Annotated in this window: 14 protein-coding genes; 2 read left to right on the forward strand and 12 right to left on the reverse strand. The window is 56.0% G+C overall.

Annotation, left to right across the window (positions count from 1 at the left end):
- Positions 1-5: 5 nt before the first annotated feature.
- The 8 genes from gmk to pyrR form a co-directional block, all read right to left on the reverse strand.
- Entirely contained in the window at positions 6-575 is a 570-nt protein-coding gene (gmk, locus tag C5Y44_RS11300) for a guanylate kinase (protein WP_066839742.1), read from the reverse strand.
- A 6-nt stretch (positions 576-581) separates the two neighbouring features.
- Positions 582-902, reverse strand: coding sequence for an integration host factor, actinobacterial type (gene mihF, locus C5Y44_RS11305; protein WP_025387580.1), 321 nt, complete (start codon positions 900-902; stop codon positions 582-584).
- A 365-nt stretch (positions 903-1,267) separates the two neighbouring features.
- Positions 1,268-2,155 carry an orotidine-5'-phosphate decarboxylase gene (gene pyrF, locus C5Y44_RS11310; RefSeq protein WP_105325024.1) on the reverse strand — a complete coding sequence of 296 codons (888 nt, stop codon included), beginning with the start codon at positions 2,153-2,155 and terminating at the stop codon, positions 1,268-1,270.
- Complete coding sequence (gene carB / locus C5Y44_RS11315) at positions 2,139-5,480, reverse strand: carbamoyl-phosphate synthase large subunit (protein ID WP_105325025.1); 3,342 nt, start codon at positions 5,478-5,480, stop codon at positions 2,139-2,141. The genes pyrF and carB overlap by 17 nt, the downstream gene beginning before the upstream one ends.
- A 30-nt stretch (positions 5,481-5,510) precedes the next feature.
- Positions 5,511-6,665, reverse strand: coding sequence for a glutamine-hydrolyzing carbamoyl-phosphate synthase small subunit (carA, locus tag C5Y44_RS11320; RefSeq protein WP_105325026.1), 1,155 nt, complete (start codon positions 6,663-6,665; stop codon positions 5,511-5,513).
- A 162-nt stretch (positions 6,666-6,827) separates the two neighbouring features.
- Positions 6,828-8,168, reverse strand: a complete 1,341-nt coding sequence (locus tag C5Y44_RS11325; RefSeq protein WP_105325027.1) for a dihydroorotase — start codon at positions 8,166-8,168, stop codon at positions 6,828-6,830.
- A gap of 34 nt (positions 8,169-8,202) precedes the next feature.
- A complete protein-coding gene (locus C5Y44_RS11330) occupies positions 8,203-9,171 on the reverse strand; it encodes an aspartate carbamoyltransferase catalytic subunit (RefSeq protein WP_105325028.1) in 969 nt (322 codons plus the stop codon).
- Between the two features lie 9 nt (positions 9,172-9,180).
- Positions 9,181-9,798, reverse strand: a complete 618-nt coding sequence (pyrR, locus tag C5Y44_RS11335) for a bifunctional pyr operon transcriptional regulator/uracil phosphoribosyltransferase PyrR (RefSeq protein ID WP_105325029.1) — start codon at positions 9,796-9,798, stop codon at positions 9,181-9,183.
- Positions 9,799-10,078: 280 nt separating this feature from the next.
- Here pyrR and C5Y44_RS11340 point away from each other — a divergent pair, with 280 nt between their 5' ends.
- Both C5Y44_RS11340 and C5Y44_RS11345 read left to right on the forward strand, forming a co-directional pair.
- A complete protein-coding gene (locus C5Y44_RS11340) occupies positions 10,079-11,461 on the forward strand; it encodes a TIGR01777 family oxidoreductase (RefSeq protein ID WP_105325030.1) in 1,383 nt (460 codons plus the stop codon).
- Between the two features lie 142 nt (positions 11,462-11,603).
- Positions 11,604-12,737 carry an HNH endonuclease signature motif containing protein gene (locus C5Y44_RS11345; protein ID WP_105325031.1) on the forward strand — a complete coding sequence of 378 codons (1,134 nt, stop codon included), beginning with the start codon at positions 11,604-11,606 and terminating at the stop codon, positions 12,735-12,737.
- Between the two features lie 151 nt (positions 12,738-12,888).
- Here the strand turns inward: C5Y44_RS11345 and der are convergent, their stop codons facing one another.
- From der to scpB, 4 genes are all read right to left on the reverse strand, one after another.
- On the reverse strand, positions 12,889-14,517 hold the full coding sequence (gene der / locus C5Y44_RS11350; RefSeq protein WP_105325032.1) for a ribosome biogenesis GTPase Der: 1,629 nt from the start codon (positions 14,515-14,517) through the stop codon (positions 12,889-12,891).
- Positions 14,507-15,205 carry a (d)CMP kinase gene (cmk, locus tag C5Y44_RS11355; protein WP_105325033.1) on the reverse strand — a complete coding sequence of 233 codons (699 nt, stop codon included), beginning with the start codon at positions 15,203-15,205 and terminating at the stop codon, positions 14,507-14,509. Before cmk ends, der begins: the two co-directional genes overlap by 11 nt.
- Positions 15,206-16,132 carry a pseudouridine synthase gene (locus C5Y44_RS11360; RefSeq protein ID WP_066839720.1) on the reverse strand — a complete coding sequence of 309 codons (927 nt, stop codon included), beginning with the start codon at positions 16,130-16,132 and terminating at the stop codon, positions 15,206-15,208.
- Between the two features lie 80 nt (positions 16,133-16,212).
- Positions 16,213-16,791 (reverse strand): SMC-Scp complex subunit ScpB, encoded by a 579-nt coding sequence (scpB, locus tag C5Y44_RS11365; RefSeq protein WP_105325034.1) that lies wholly within the window; start codon positions 16,789-16,791, stop codon positions 16,213-16,215.
- Positions 16,792-16,793 lie beyond the last annotated feature (2 nt).

Consider the following 16,793-nt stretch of genomic DNA (forward strand, 5'->3'; position numbering starts at 1 on the left):
TATCTCTATCCTTGCAGGATAGCAGTGATGGCCGCAACTGCGTCATCCAGGTTGTCATTGACAATCACGCGGTCGAACTCAGACTGACACGCAAGCTCTTCACGGGCGGTATCAAGTCGACGCTCAATAACCTCTTGAGGTTCGGTGCCACGACCAGTGAGACGGTCAACTAACACTTCCCACGATGGCGGAGCTAAAAATACCAACTCTGCCTCAGGAAGTGCTTTCTTGACGTTGCGCGCGCCTTCCAAATCCACCTCAACCAACACCGGCCGGGAGTCCTCTAGGGCCTCCTTCACAGGTGCTGCGGGTGTTCCAGATCGTTGTAGACCCCCGTGGATATCTGCCCACTCGAGCATCTCACCGGCGTCAATGCGGCGCTGGAATTCTTCTGGACTAACAAAGAAGTAGTCCACCCCATCCTGTTCACCTGGACGAGGGGCGCGTGTAGTCATAGACACGCTGAAGTACAGCCTGTCTACACCGTGACGCAAGCGCGAGACCACCGTGGATTTACCAACAGCGGAAGGCCCTGCCAGCACGACAAGGCGTCCGCGGTGATTAGCGCTGTTCATCGACGATTACTCGGAAAAGCCGAAACGCTCCAGAAGGGCACGACGCTGACGGTCACCCAAGCCACGCAGACGGCGGGTCTGAGCAATCTCGAGGTCTTCCATGATCTCGCGTGCTTTAACCTTGCCAACCTTTGGAAGAGCTTCTAGCAGTGCTGAAACCTTGGTCTTACCGATGATCTCATCGGTCTCTGCCTTCTCGAGGACGTCCTTCAAAGTGGTGTCACCACGCTTGAGGGATGCCTTCAGTTCTGCGCGAGCCTTGCGAGCCTCAGCGGCCTTGGCGAGAGCCTGCTTGCGTTGCTCATCAGTCAGTTTTGGAAGGGCCACGGGTTTCCTCCGATTCATTGGTTGATTAATTTAATCCAGTACAAAAATTACCGGAACTCGAAAGCCTAACTTAGATTATGGTTCTCGTTGTGCTCCGACTTCAGGCAATCCTAGCACCGCAACGTTATCAAGGTAGATAACGCAACAGATTTAAACGTCTATTTTAGCACGTCACCGCACTACGAAGATCAAACTACCAGCTCAAGTGCCTGCGTGTAAATTCAGCGGCAAAATTAGCCCAAAATACGCCATATGCTGGCGTTCCTACGAAAAACCTGCGGAATTATCGGGAAAAGTCCCACGAAAAATCCGCTCGGTAGTTCTTAGGAAACTGCCAGCATAAACAACGTTTGTTCTAACTTCGGCTAGACCAACCCGCCGTCAAAATACTCACGCGAGGTCTCTAGCACGGCCTTTTGAAGGTCGGCAACCTGCGGTCCAGCGTTCAAGATGGCACGCGAGACATTCGGAAAGCCCAGCTGGGGCGCCGCCTGCGTAATCTTTGCGACATCGGCAGCCGTTGCACCCTGCGCACCCACGCCAGGCAGAAGCACTGGCCCGTTGAGCTTGGACAAATACGGTGGCGTGTCCAAAGTAGCGCCCACCACCACGCCAATATCGCCCACAGGGTGCTGGTTGGCGCCATCACCCTGTGCCGAAGACCCCGCATACTCGCTATTAAATGCTGCACAAGTATCGACCACGTGCTGCGCCACAGTGTGAGAGTCATCGCGGAAATTCTGCAGCTGCACTGCCTCAGAATTCGAGGTAGCAGCCAGGACGAATACGCCACGGCCGGTCTTGGCCGCCAAGTCAAAGACAGACTGCAGCGCTGCTACGCCCAAGTACGGCGAGACCGTGACAGCATCGGCACGCAACGGAGAGCTCTCCCCTAACCAAGCATCGGCATAGCCAGCCATGGTGGAGCCAATATCGCCACGTTTTGCATCAGCAACAGTCAAGCACCCTGCCTCGCGTAGATATTGCAGCGTGTCCTCTAAGACGGCGAAGCCTTGGGAGCCAAAGCGCTCATAAAAGGCCACCTGTGGTTTCACCAAAGCAGCGGTATCCGCAAAGGCTTCCACACAGGCCTCGCTAAAGCGGCGCAGACCATCAATCGTGTCCTCTAAGCCCCACTGCTGAAGTAGGTAAGGATGCGGGTCAATGCCTACGCACAACCGGCCACGCACCTGCCCTGCGGCAACAAGGCGCTCGCCAAAGCCTACTGGCTGGGTATTAGTTGACTGGGGCATGCTGTAGCTCCTGCAGCGCACGAACCTTGAAATCACCCTTGCGCAGTGCTTCCAGGGCCTGTACGCCGGCGGTGACGCCTTGCACGGTGGTGATCTGTGGGACATCTACTTCCAAAGCTGCGCTGCGAATCTCGTAGCCATCGAAACGCGCACCGGAGGTGGAATCTGGTGTGTTGATAACCAGGTCAATCTCACGGTCCAAAATCAAGTCCACTACCGAGCGGCCTTCAGCACCGTTACGAATCTCAGATGACTTCTTCACGGTCTCGCATTCGATGCCATTGCGACGCAGAACCGACGCCGTACCAGTGGTGGCGAAGATCTTGTATCCCATATCGGACAGACGCTGAATTGGGAAGCTCAGGTTGCGCTTGTCGCGGTTAGCCACCGAGACAAAGATGGAGCCTTCCTTCGGCATCTTCATAAAGCCTGCGATAAGAGCCTTGTAGTAGGCCGCACCAAAGTTATCGGCCAAGCCCATGACCTCACCGGTGGACTTCATCTCAGGACTCAAGACGGTATCGAGCATGGAACCATCTGCGCTGCGGAAGCGGTTGAATGGCAAGACTGCTTCTTTTACCGCAATTGGGTGTTCCAGAGGCAGGGAGCCGCCGTCGTAGGACGATGGCAACATGCCTTCTTCCTTCAGCTCAGCAATGGTAGCGCCCAGCATGATGCGCGATGCTGCCTTAGCCAGTGCCACGCCGGTGGCCTTGGAAACAAATGGCACGGTGCGCGATGCACGTGGGTTTGCCTCGATGACATAGAGCTGATTGTCTTTGAGACCGTACTGCACGTTCATCAAGCCCTTAACGCCAATACCAGCAGCCAATGCCTTGGTAGCAACGCGAACCTTCTCGATATCCTCAGGTCCCAAGGTCATCGGTGGCAGGGAGCATGAGGAGTCACCGGAGTGAATGCCGGCTTCCTCGATGTGCTCCATCACGCCGCCGAGGTAGACATCAGTGCCATCGCACAGTGCGTCGACGTCGATTTCGATTGCGCCATCCAAGAAGCGGTCCACAAGGACAGGGTGCTCACTGTTGAGCTCGGTTGCGCGCTCGATGTAGGACTCTAACGCTGCCTCATCGTAGACAATTTCCATGCCACGTCCGCCCAGAACGTAGGAAGGACGTACCAGCACTGGGTAGCCAATCTCCTGGGCCACACCGCGTGCTTCTTCATAAGAGTGCGCGGTGCCAAACTCTGGGGCAGGTAGCTCTGCCTTGGCCAAGACCTTGCCGAATTCGCCGCGGTCTTCAGCCAGGTTGATGGCTTCAGGGCTGGTACCAACTACTGGGACACCCGCATCAGCCAAACGCTGTGCCAGGCCCAGTGGGGTCTGTCCACCGAGCTGAACGATGACGCCAGCAACGGTGCCGGATTCAGCTTCTGCGTGGTAGATTTCCATGACGTCTTCGAAGGTCAGGGGCTCGAAGTACAAACGGTCTGCGGTGTCGTAGTCGGTGGACACGGTCTCAGGGTTGCAGTTGACCATAACGGTCTCGTAGCCCTTATCCGACAGCTCAAGTGCGGCGTGCACACAGGAGTAGTCGAACTCGATGCCCTGGCCAATGCGGTTCGGGCCAGAGCCTAAGATGATGACCTTTTCGCGCTCGGTTTGGGCTTCAACCTCAGATTCAGCGGCTGGGTCGAGCTCATACGCCGAGTAGTGATAAGGAGTTTGGGCTTCAAACTCGCCTGCGCAGGTATCGACGGTCTTGTAGACCGGGCGAATACCTAAGGACCAACGCAGTGCGCGCACGCCGTCTTCACCAGCGAATTCGGTACGCAGCGCAGCAATCTGCTTATCAGATAGGCCCATGTACTTAGCTTCGCGCAGGAGGTCTTCATCCAGGACTGGTGCTTCAATCAGCTTGGTGCGGAAGTCAACCAAAGCCTGCAGTTCAGCCAGGAACCAAGGGTCAATCTGGGATGCTTCGTGCAGCTGCTCGATGGTGCCGCCCAGGCGCAGGGCAAGCTCGACATCGTAGAGACGGCCTTCGGTTGGGCGACGCAGGTCATCCAATACAGCGTTGAGGTCATTGGCACGCTCTGCAGCGAAGTATTCATCGTCCTTGGTCCAGAAACCTTCTTGCTTGGTTTCCAAAGAACGCATGACCTTGTTCAGACCTGCGATGTAGTTGCGGCCAATACCCATGGCCTCACCCACGGACTTCATGGTGGTGGTCAAGGTGTCATCAGCCCCGACAAACTTCTCAAAGGCAAAGCGTGGAGCCTTGACGATGACATAGTCCAAGGTGGGCTCGAAAGCCGCAGGGGTAACACCGGTGATGTCGTTGGTGACTTCATCCAAGGTGTAGCCGATGGCGAGCTTCGCAGCTAGCTTAGCGATGGGAAAGCCCGTCGCCTTGGATGCCAGCGCCGAAGAACGCGATACACGTGGGTTCATTTCAATGACGATGATGCGGCCGTTTTCTGGGTGTACAGCGAACTGGATGTTACAGCCGCCGGTGTCCACACCGACTTCGCGGATGATGTCGATGCCCAAATCGCGCATTGCCTGGTATTCGCGGTCGGTCAGAGTCAACGCCGGTGCCACGGTCACGGAGTCACCAGTGTGTACGCCAAGTGCGTCGACGTTTTCGATGGAAGCGATAACAACCACGTTGTCATCACCGTCGCGCATGAGCTCGAGCTCGTATTCTTTCCAGCCCAGGATGGATTCTTCAATCAAGACGTTAGCTTCTGGGGATGCAGCAAGTCCGCCACCAGCGATACGCTCGAGGTCTTCATTGGTGTAGGCCAAACCGGAGCCGAGGCCACCCATGGTAAAGGAAGGACGAACAACTACCGGCAGGCCGAGCTCTGCAACGGTGGCGTGTACTTCTTCCATGTTGTGGCAGACTGCAGAACGTGCAGATTCGCCGCCAATGGATTCGACGATGTCCTTGAACTTCTGGCGGTCTTCACCGCGCTCGATAGCGTCGATGTCAGCACCGATGAGTTCGATGTTGTGCTTTTTCAAAATGCCGGCGCGGTCCAACTGGATTGCGGCATTCAGCGCGGTCTGGCCACCCAAGGTTGCCAAGACAGCGTCGATGGGGTGTCCTTCTTCGCGCTCTTTAATCAGGATTTGCTCGATGAACTCTGGCTCAATGGGCTCCACGTAGGTGTGGTCAGCAAACTCCGGGTCGGTCATGATGGTGGCCGGGTTGGAGTTAATCAGCGTTACCCGCAGTCCCTCTTCTTTGAGAACGCGGCAAGCTTGGGTGCCGGAGTAGTCGAATTCACAGGCCTGGCCGATGACAATCGGGCCGGAGCCGATGACCAGGACGTGGTTAATATCGTTGCGCTTTGGCATGGTTTCTTTTCTTACCTTTCCTGGTCGGAATTACTTAGTGGTGGAAGCGTTGTTGGTCATCAGGTCAATGAACTGATCGAACAGTGGGTTCGCATCATGTGGACCTGCGGCAGATTCTGGGTGGTACTGCACGGAGTACGCCATGCCGTTGCTCAAAGCAACGCCCTCGACGGTGCCGTCGTTCAAACAGGTGTGGGTGACATGCGCTGGGCCGAAGTCGGTGGAGAACTCTTCACCTGGCTTCTCCGTTGGCATCGCTAGAGCAAAGCCGTGGTTTTGGGAAGTGATATCAATCTTGCCGCTGAGGTGGTTTTTGACAGGCACGTTGATGCCGCGGTGACCGAACTTCATCTTGTAGGTTTCCAGACCCAGTGCGCGACCAAGCAGCTGGTTGCCGAAGCAAATGCCGAAGAATGGAATCTTGGCCGCCAGCACCTCGCGGATAAACGCTACGGCGCCGTCTGCGGTTGCTGGGTCACCAGGACCGTTGGAGACAAAGACGCCGTCTGGGTTGTACTGCTGGATGTCAGCGAAGGAGGTGCCAGAAGGAACCACGATGGTCTCGATTCCGCGCTGCGCAAAGTGGCGCGGGGTCGAAAGCTTAATGCCCATGTCATAAGCCACGACGGTGAACTTCTTCTCCCCTTCAACTGGGATGGTGTAGACCTCATCGGTCGACACTTCTGCCGACAGGTCAGCGCCAGCCATCGAGTCCTGGGCTTTCACTTCTTCAACCAGTTCTTCAACTGGGCGCTTGGCGGCATCCCCGGAGAAGATGCCTGCTGCAATCGAACCTTCGTTGCGCAGGTGGCGCACCAAGGTGCGGGTGTCTACGCCTTGAATGCCGACGATTCCCTGCGCAACCATCTCTTCTTCCAAGCTGCGTTCAGAGCGCCAGTTGGATACGCGGTGAGACAGGTTGCGAATAACAAGCCCTGCAACCCAGATGTTGCCGCCGTTGGATTCATTATCTTCATCGTTCCAACCAGTGTTGCCGATGTGTGGTGCGGTAGTAACCACGATCTGGCGGTGGTAGGAAGGGTCAGTCATGGTCTCTTGGTAACCGGTCATTGCGGTGGTAAATACCGCTTCACCCAAGGTGGTGCCAGTTGCGCCGAAGCCTAAGCCACGGAAGCTGCGGCCGTCTGCGAGCACCAGGATGGCAGGTTGTGAAGTGTTCGTCACAGGAGTGTGCCTTTCAAATTGAGTGTAAAAAATTCACTGCTTTGCATTATATTACTACGTTTGCTCTTGAGTCTATCCAGTGTGGTGTCGAAATCAGGATTTCTGCCACCACTCTGTTTTGCATAATCTCGAGGAAAATTTCACAGAGATATTCAGAGCTTTTTAATTGTCTTGCGCATCAAGTTCATAGGTGAGATGCCCACGCAACAAGGTGTGCGTAACGCGTGCCCCGAACTCGATACCTTCATAGGGGTTATTTTCACTCTTAGATTCAAGCTGGGTCTTATCCGATACCCAGCGCGCTTCAGGGTCGACCAGCGTGAGATTCGCCGGCTCGCCTACTGCAATCGGACGGCCGTGGTCCGGCAGGCGGGTTATCTCCGCGGGCTTTTCACTCATCACACGCGCAATAAAGCGCCAGTCCGCAAGGCCTGGTTCGACAAAGAGCTTGACGATGACCGCGAGCGAGCTTTCCAGCCCCAACATTCCGGGCTTCGCGTGGTCAAATTCCACACACTTATCTTCTGAGCCATGCGGTGCGTGGTCAGTGGCGACAACATCGATTACTCCGTCGAGCAACGCCTGGCGCAAAGCCAGGGTGTCGTGCTCTTCACGCAGCGGTGGGTTTACGCGGAAGACACCGTCGTAGGTGCGCAACTTGTCATCGGTAAGCAGCAAGTGGTGCGGGGTCACCTCAGCACTCAGTGGGATGTCCTGGGACTTTGCCCACTTGAGCAATTCCACGGTGCCGGTTGTCGATGCATGGCAAATGTGCACGCGGTTGCCGTAGTCACGTGCCAAAAGTGCATCACGAGCGACGATGGACTCTTCTGCCACGCGTGGCCAGCCGCGCAATCCCAGCTGCGCAGCGGTCGCGCCCTCGTGTGCAACAGCACCTTCGGTCAGACGTGGCTCTTCAGCGTGCTGCGCAATAAGCACGTCCAAGCCCTTGGCATATTCCAAAGCGCGGCGCATCAATTGCGGGTCAGCAACGCACTTGCCGTCATCAGAGAACATGCGCACTTTGGCATCCGAGCGTGCCATCATGCCGAATTCTGTGAGGTCTTTGCCCGCTAGTCCCTTGGTGATGGAGCCGACCGGGTGGACATCGCAAAGCCCTAAGCCCTGAGCTTTTGCCCACACCGACTCTGCGATGACGGGCTGGTCCATGACCGGCATGGTGTTGGCCATGGTAAAGACCGCCGTGAAGCCACCTTTAGCTGCGGCCTTGGAGCCGGTTTCGATGGTTTCAGTATCTTCGCGGCCTGGTTCGCGCAGGTGCACGTGCATATCAACAAGCCCTGGGAGCAAGACCTGCCCTGCCCCGTCGATGGTCTTATCGATGCTTTTGCCTGCGCCTGCATCAGCACCGATCGCCGCAATCTGGCCGTTTTCGATTAATACTTCAACTGGCTCACCTTCGCCGTAGGGGCGCACGTTGGTGAGCAAAGTTGTTTCGGCTGCGGCGGGTGCTTTTCGGCCGGTTTCTGGATAATTGGTCACAGGTTTTTCTCCTCGTTGTTTCTAGATACCGGCTTTAAGCGCCTTGGGCGTGCTCTTCGGCAAACCCGCTATTGGCGATAAGAGTAAACAGCACCGCCATGCGCAAGTGCACACCGTTGTTAACCTGCTGCAAGATAGCGGTTTGGTCCAGGTCCGCGACGGCGTAGTTGATTTCCATACCGCGCAACATAGGTCCTGGGTGCATGATGATGGCATCTTTTTTCATCAAGGCCGCGCGCTGCTTAGACAGCCCGAAGAGTGTTGCGTACTCACGGTGCGACGGGAAGAAACCGCCGTTCATGCGCTCTTGCTGCACGCGCAGCATCATCACGACATCGGCTTCTGCGATCTCTGCATCGAAATTCACCGAAGTCTTCACCGGCCAGGTCTCCACGCCGAAAGGCAAAAGCGTCGGTGGAGCAACGAGCGTTACTTCCGCCCCCAGCGCGGTGAGCAAATCAACGTTGGAACGCACCACGCGTGAATGCAGACAATCGCCGACAATCTTTACCTTCAGTCCCGCGAAGTCACCCGCGGAGATTCCAAGGCGTTGGCGAATGGTCATCGCGTCCAACAAGGCTTGGGTTGGGTGCTGGTGTGAACCGTCACCGGCGTTAATCACGGATGGGCCATCGCCATTAGGTGCTACCCAGTTCGCGACCTGTTGCGCCGCGCCTGACGATGGGTGGCGGATGATAATTGAATCCGCCCCCAAAGAAGACAGCGTCAACGCCGTATCACGCAGCGATTCGCCCTTCTTCACCGAAGATGACGATGCCGAGAGATTAATGACATCCGCGGACATCCACTTGCCTGCTGTTTCGAATGAGGCACGCGTGCGCGTGGAGTTTTCATAAAACAAGGTGTAGATGGTGCGCCCGCGTAGTGTTGGAAGCTTTTTTACTTCCCTGTCCTTCAGCGCATCGCGGAAGGTGTCTGCTTCATCCAAAAGGCCGATGATCTCGTCTTTGTCGAGGTCGGCGATGCTTAACAGATGTTTCACTCGGTCTCCTTATTGCGTGGATGTGATGCCGCGGGTCAAGACCACCGCGTCGCGGCCGTCAATATCGCTAATAAGGACATCAATGTCTTCATTGCTGGCAGTCGGAACGTTCTTTCCTACATAATCAGCACGAATCGGAACCTGGCGGTGGCCACGGTCAACCAAGACGGCTAATTGAATGGACTGCGGGCGACCAATATCGCCGAGCGCGTCTAAAGCGGCACGAATGGTGCGGCCGGAAAAGAGGACGTCATCGACCAAAACGACAATGGCATTATCGATGCCACCGGCTGGGATGGACGTGGGTTGCAGGGCGCGGTGCGGTTTATTGCGCAAATCATCGCGGTACAACGTGATATCTAAGGATCCACTGGGGATGTCCACACCGGAAAATTCTGCAATCTTTGTTGCTAGTCGGTGTGCAAGGGGCACGCCACCTGAAGGGATGCCCAATAAAATTACTCGCGCAGCACCGGGTGAATCCAATGCTGTTTTTTCAATAATCTGGTGCGCGATGCGTGCGGTTGTACGTTCAACGTCGCCAGCACTGAGCAGTTCTGTCTGCGTGACATTCGTCTGCGCATCGTCTGCTTCGTGCCCGTCGTTGGGTACAGTTGTTCCACTCATCGTGACCTCCTTCCCCGCCTCACAGTGCGGTCCTTAAAGGATGTGTTCACTAGAAATATGGTGACCGTAGGTTTTACAGCTGCCACAGATACTAGCACTTATCGCACCGTCGCACCGTATCTATTTCCCCCGAATCCCCCTTCAGGTATCCCCCACCGCGCAATCATTTCTCCTTAATTCACGTTGCGCACAACTTAATAAATGTATCGGGGCTAAACTAAGGAGCAAGTATTAGGCGCCGTCAGTCTGATGAACAAACCCCCAAGGAGCGTTTCCTTACATGAGTTTTTCTGCATCACACGTAGTTCCAGCATCCCGGGAACAGGTGTGGGAATGGCACACACGGGTGGGTTCACTGTCGCGATTGCTTCCTCCTTTTGTGCCAATGACTCCGCTGCAGCAGGCAGACAGGCTTTCCGATGGCACCACGATCCTGGGACTTCCTGCCGGCTTGCGGTGGACCTCGCGCCATGACCTTTCGCGGTATCGCAAAGGTTATGCATTTACTGATGTGTGCACGAACGCCCCCATGCGCGTGTTGGCCAACTGGCGCCATGACCATCGCTTTGAAGATCACCCCGAGGGCACTTTGGTCACCGACGTGGTTGATACCCGTGTGCCAAAGGCAGTTTTGGACTCCATGTTTGCCTACCGCCAGCAGCAGTTGATTGAAGATACCGCTTTGATCAATCGTCTCAAGGAAATTGGGCACGTTGACGGTTTAGCTGATAGCTCTTCTATTTATGGCGCGCAACGCAGGTTCACTATCGCGATAACCGGCTCCCGCGGGGCCGTTGGACGCGCATTATCTGCGCAGCTTTCACTAGCAGGCCATGAGGTTATTCAACTAGTGCGCGGCAAGGTCAAGCCTGGCCAGCGACTATGGAACCCGCAGGCACCAGACCCAGATCTCTTAGAAGGCGTCGACGTGCTGGTGCACCTGGCGGGCGAGCCTATCTTTGGCCGGTTCAATGAGTCGCATAAAAATGATATCCGCGATTCCCGAGTCGGCCCGACCCGCAAGCTCGCAGAATTAGTCGCCGCTTCTAACACTGTGACCACCATGGTTTCTGCCTCTGCCATTGGCTATTACGGCAATGATCGCGGCGAAGAGATTCTAACTGAGGGCTCAGAGCCTGGCGATGGCTTCTTAGCCGATGTCTGCGTGGAGTGGGAACAAGCCACTGCCCCAGCCTCAGATGCGGGCAAGCGTGTGGTCAATATCCGCACTGGCGTGGTGATCTCTGGAAATTCCGGTATCCTGCCGCTATTTAAGGCGCTTTTTTCCACCGGACTGGGTGGTTCGTTCGGCGATGGCGAATTTTGGCTCTCCTGGATTGCAGCCGATGACCTCACTGATATCTACACCCACGCCATTTTCGATGAAACCTACGCCGGCGCGGTCAACGGCGTGAGCCCTAACCCGGTGCTTAACCGGGGACTTGCGCACGCTATCGGCACGGAGATGAAACGCCCCTCGGTCATCCCAATTCCAACTTTCGGCCCAGCTCTACTCCTAGGCAAAGAAGGCGCACGCGAACTAGCGCTTGCCAATCAGCGCGTTATCCCCGAAGTGCTCAACAACCACGAGCATCACTTCCGCTACTCCACCATTGATAAAGCCCTCGCGCACGAACTGGGCCGCGAACACCTCTGGGAATAATCGGCTTCTTTGGTGCTGGTGTTGCGAAAAGCAACTCGCCTGTGGATAACTTCGACCGTTACGTGACGTGTCAACGTAGTTATCTACAGGTTTTTGGCCTTGCACTAGCGCGGGCCTGCGTTTGCGTTTTAGTGTCGAAGGCATGGATAAATACGAAGAATTTATGGCTCTCACCAGCCAAGCAATAGGCATCTTAAGAGACATGTCTAAACGCTCGCCGTATGACATGGCAAGCGATGGCATGGCTCGCAAGACTGCGAAGAGTTTCACCTCGCTTGCCGATGTTCTTTTCGGCCCCACCGATTCACCGCGGCTGCAACGCGAATCGGTAGCTCTTGCCGAAGAGCGAGGGTTAAGCCTTGAGTATTTAGAGATGGTGGAAAAGCACGCCAAGAAGTTGAAGAAGCGCGGTGCCGCCTGGCGCTTGCGTGCTGAACTTATTGCGTTTGAGGGCACCTTCGAAGAAGTCGAAGCCTACGCCAAAAAGCGCGTTATGGAAGAAGGCCGCGACACACCCAAACAGCGCGGTGTACGCCTAGGTCGCGTTGTAGACGGCTTACGAACTATTAGTATTACCGATACCCAACGAAAAATTACCGACCTCGAGAAAACTCTCGACGCCACTATTACCAACCACAACCAACCGCGCTCCGAAGCCCTTCTGGAGCCTTTCTGGGACCTCGTCGAGGGAGGCGGCACCGGGCTTATCAAGCCTGAATACCGCACGGTCATTGCTATTGGACTGGAGGACTTTGCCAAAGTCTCTTGTGGCAACGGCGACGAAGTCATCATCGGCCTTTCCGATGGCACCACCATGACCGGTGCCGAGTTCATCAACGCCGCGATGGAAGGTGCGCTCGGCGACAAACTTTATGCCGGACTCTTTCACCCCACCGCAGGCCCGGTCAATCTTTACGAAGCCCGGTTCGCTTCCGACAAGCTGCGTACTCTAGCGATGGCAGAGAATCTGGTCTGCCCTTGGCCGGACTGCAACGTGCCGGCTGATAGGTGCCAGGTCCACCATATCGACGCCCACAAACACGGTGGCCATACAAAGCCGTCGAACCTGACGATGCTCTGTAAGTACCACAACGGTGTCAACGACGACGGTGACCCGGGTAATCCCGGGTCACAGAAAAGAAAAAATAAGCGAGGAAAGCCCACTCGCGGCAGGATGCGACGCCACCGCGGCAAGGTCCGTCTGCACACCCCAGGCGGGAAGCTTGTGGGCAACACGCATGACTTGAGCAGCATGGGAGCGATGGATCTGATTTAAAACCAGGGAGATCCCCACAGCTAGCGAGAGCTAACTAGCCAACCGGGCTGGTTAGCCAATTCGGCGATCCCTTTTAGTTTCAGGGAAACGACGAAGTGCGCCGGCTATGAGAATCCCAATCCCATAGCCGATTTACTTAAGTGCAAGCGCCTTATCGCTTTTGCGAACGGCGTTCGCGAACACGCACTGCAATACGCACAGGCGTGCCGTGGAAGCCGAAGCTTTCGCGGAACTTACGCTCGAGGTAACGACGGTAGCCCGCGTCCAAGAAGCCAGTGGTAAACAACACGATGGTCGGCGGCTGCGTATCAGCTTGGGTAGCAAAGAGCACGCGTGGCAGACGGTTGTTTTTCATCGGCGGCGGGTTCGCAGCAATTGCATCGCGCATCCAGTTATTCAACTGACCGGTAGAAACGCGCTGATCCCAGCTTTCTAGCGCTTCGATCATCGCTGGCTCGAGACGCTGCAACGCACGGCCGGTTTCCGCAGAAATATTAATCCGCGTTACCCACGGCAGGTGCGCGAGCTGCTGATCAATTTCGCGGTCAAGGAAGTAGCGGCGATCCTCATCCATCAGATCCCACTTGTTAAAAGCAATCACCAGTGCTTTACCGGCCTCGAGGACCATGTTCAGCACGCGCTGGTCTTGCTCGGAGATCTCCTGGGAGGCATCGATAAGCATGACGCACACTTCCGCAGCATCAATCACACCGCGAGTACGCAAAGAAGCATAGTATTCATGCCCCTGCGCATTCTTGACCTTCTTGCGCAGACCAGCGGTATCAACGAATCGCCACAGTTGCTTGTCCAGCTGCACCAAAGAGTCGACTGGGTCCACGGTGGTACCGGAGACATTATCAACCACAGAGCGTTCTTGACCGGTGATCTTATTCAGCAATGAAGACTTGCCAACATTAGGCTTGCCCACCAAAGCTACGCGACGTGGACCTGCGGTAATGGAAGCGTGGCGTGGCTTTTCGGGGAAAAGGCTCAGAACTTCGTCGAGAACGTCCGCGCCGCCACGGCCGTGCAGAGCAGAGACGGGCCATGGCTCGCCGAGGCCGAGCCCGTAGAACTCCGCCATATCGGCGTACATGGAATCCGAGTCGAACTTATTCGCCACCAAAATCACTGGCACCTCGGAGCGCTGCAACTTACGCGCCATCACCGAGTCAGTCTCTGTGATACCGACATTGGTATCCACGACGAAGATGATGACATCGGCAGTTTCCATGGCGACTTCTGCCTGGCGTGCAATCGCACCGTGGATACCCTTGGCATTCGGGTCCCAGCCGCCGGTGTCCTGGACGAAAAAGCGCTGACCATTCCAGTCACCGATATAAGAAATACGGTCACGGGTAACACCTGGGTGGTCTTCTACAACCGCTTCGCGGCGACCTAAGAAACGGTTGACCAAGGAGGACTTGCCCACATTCGGACGGCCCACAATAGCCACGGTGCACAGCTCTTCTTCAGTGTGCGAAGGGCCAGCTACGCCGAAGGCGCGCTCGATTTCTGCCCATTCTTCTTCGGAGAGTTCTTCGCCAGCGACACCGCCGATGCCGGAATCAAGGATCTCGTCATCGATGTAGTGTGCTTCGCCGAATTCCGACTCATCAAAGTTGTAGTCGAACTCATCCTCGTTGAAATCATCGGAGGCCCAACCGCCGTGAGGAGCTTCTACGAGTTCCTCATCGAATTTTCCCGCTGGGTAGTGAAATTGGGTTTCTTGCTCCTGATCAGCAGGGTCGCCGTTAGCTTCAAAATTCTTATCGCTCATTGGCAGGCTCCTTGACAATAGTAATGAGGGCGTTGAGCACTTCCTCCGGGCTCATCGCAGAGGTATCCACTACAACAGCATCCTGCGCTGGACGCAGCGGCGAGGTAGCGCGTGAAGAATCAGCTTCATCACGGCGAATGACATCGGCTAAAACCGTGTCGAAATCTGCTGGGATACCAGCAGCAATATTTTGGTCATAACGGCGCTGCGCACGCACCTCGGCGGAGGCAGTCATGAAGGCTTTCGCGGGGGCATCGACAAGCACGACGGTGCCGATATCGCGGCCTTCGACGATCGCACGATGCGACTCACTGGCTAGCTTGCGCTGCAGGTTCACCAAGTTCGTGCGTACTTCTGGGATAGCAGAAACGGCAGAAACATTGCGAGTTACTTCGTCTTCCCGAATTTCCTTGGAGACGTCTTCGCCATCCAGGAGAACTTCGGTGGAATCAGGATCATTAGACACCGTCAGCGGGAGATCTGCCGTAGCAGCAATGACAGCTTGCGTATCTGCAGGGTCAATCCCCTTGCGCAAAACCGCAAGCGTGGCAACACGGTACATAGCGCCGGTATCGATGTACTTGGCATCCAACTGCTTTGCCAATGCACGGCAAGTGGTGGACTTACCGGTTCCGGAAGGACCGTCGACCGCGAGGATGAGGCCGTTATCAGGCATATTTGAAATCATTTACATCCCCACCGCTTTGTACAAGCTGGTCAGCTCAGAAGAGTTGAGCGCGCGGATACCGCCAGGCTTCATATCACCTAGCTGCACGGTGTGAATCTTGGTGCGCACCAGACGCTGGACTGGGTAACCAGCAGCCTTGAGCATGCGGCGAACGATGTGCTTGCGGCCTTCGTGCAGCTCCAGGCGAATGAGCGACATGCCTTGGTTCTTGTCCACGACCTGGACGAAGTCGGCCTTGGCCATGCCATCGTCAAGCTCGATGCCTTCTTTGAGCGTACGGATCAGTGCCTTGTCGGCCTCACCCAGCACGGTGGCCAGGTAGGTCTTGGATACTTCGTACTTCGGGTGCATCAAACGGTTGGCCAATTCGCCATCGTTGGTCAAAATCAGCAGGCCTTCGGTGTCAGCATCGAGGCGACCGACGTGGAACAGGCGCTGGCCGGATGCAGTCTTCTCCGCAACCATATCGCCAACGCACGGACGGCCCATGTCATCTTGCATGGTGGACTGCATGCCGCGCGGCTTATTCAAGATGAAGTACTCGTGCTCTTCGTTGACGTTGACGCGCACGCCATCGACGCGAATGATATCCACGTTTGGGTTAACGCGCACGCCTTGGCGCTTGATGACTTCGCCGTTGACTTCGACGCGGCCGGCTTCAATGAGTACCTCTGCGTGACGACGCGATGCTACGCCAGCCTTAGCAAGGACTTTTTGCAGGCGTTCGCCTTGAGCATTGGGATTGTGTGCGGACGATGAGTCCTCGTAGAGCCAATCGGCTCCCAGGTCGCTTGCTACTGACTGCGCAGTAGCTTTCTTATTCCGTTTGACGTTTTGGCGACGGGCCGGCTTGGCGTTCGACAGCAGCATTTCGCTGTCGCGCTTTTTCTTTTCCGGTGTGCCGTCGCGGCGAGCGGGTGGGGTCACGGTGTCGTGTCCTTTTCTCTTAAATTGTTTAAATTACGCGTGATGGAGTCTACTCCTGCGCTAAAGCCTACAGCAAAACCCTAAAATTCTTCATCAATCATGTCCACGTCCGGCAAAAGGGGCGCCAGATCAGGCAGGCGCTCTAAAGAGTCAATGCCGAGTAATTCCAGGAGCAAAGCCGTGGTCTCATATCTGATGCCGGGGCCTTCAAACTCCTCCCCGTCCACTTCGCGGATGAGCCCGCGCAAGGCTAGGGTGCGCATGACGCCATCGACGTTTACGCCGCGCACCGCAGCAACTTGCGCGCGTGTGCAGGGTTGGCGATAAGCCACCACGGCGAGGGTTTCTAAAGCAGCGCGGGAAAGCTTAGTCTGTGTGCCGTCGAGCAAGAATTGCTCCACGGCATCCGCATTATCGCGGCGAGTAAAATAGCGCCAGCCGTCTTCAGTCTCGCGCAGGTCAATGCCGGAGCCGCGGATGTCGAGCTCGGTTTGAATCTCCCGGAGTACGTGCTCAACTTCTGCCGCCTCCGAATCGACGGCGCGCGCTATGACGACGGCGCTGGCGGGAGTGTCGATGACTAACAAGATCGATTCAATTTGCGACCGCAAAGTACTGATAAAGGGCATGTCATTAGCGGGAGTGTCCTGCAAGCTCATGT

Origin of the sequence: Corynebacterium sp. J010B-136, from assembly GCF_002967075.1 — a bacterium.
Lineage (GTDB): Bacteria > Actinomycetota > Actinomycetes > Mycobacteriales > Mycobacteriaceae > Corynebacterium.

Excerpts from the sequence above, each read along its gene's own strand:
- gmk (WP_066839742.1), bottom strand. The coding sequence starts at position 575 with ATGAACAGCGCTAATCACCGCGGACGCCTTGTCGTGCTGGCAGGGCCT.
- pyrF (WP_105325024.1), bottom strand. The coding sequence starts at position 2,155 with ATGCCCCAGTCAACTAATACCCAGCCAGTAGGCTTTGGCGAGCGCCTT.
- carB (WP_105325025.1), bottom strand. The coding sequence starts at position 5,480 with ATGCCAAAGCGCAACGATATTAACCACGTCCTGGTCATCGGCTCCGGC.
- pyrR (WP_105325029.1), bottom strand. The coding sequence starts at position 9,798 with ATGAGTGGAACAACTGTACCCAACGACGGGCACGAAGCAGACGATGCG.
- C5Y44_RS11340 (WP_105325030.1), top strand. The coding sequence starts at position 10,079 with ATGAGTTTTTCTGCATCACACGTAGTTCCAGCATCCCGGGAACAGGTG.
- C5Y44_RS11345 (WP_105325031.1), top strand. The coding sequence starts at position 11,604 with ATGGATAAATACGAAGAATTTATGGCTCTCACCAGCCAAGCAATAGGC.
- der (WP_105325032.1), bottom strand. The coding sequence starts at position 14,517 with ATGAGCGATAAGAATTTTGAAGCTAACGGCGACCCTGCTGATCAGGAG.
- cmk (WP_105325033.1), bottom strand. The coding sequence starts at position 15,205 with ATGATTTCAAATATGCCTGATAACGGCCTCATCCTCGCGGTCGACGGT.
- scpB (WP_105325034.1), bottom strand. The coding sequence starts at position 16,791 with ATGAGCTTGCAGGACACTCCCGCTAATGACATGCCCTTTATCAGTACT.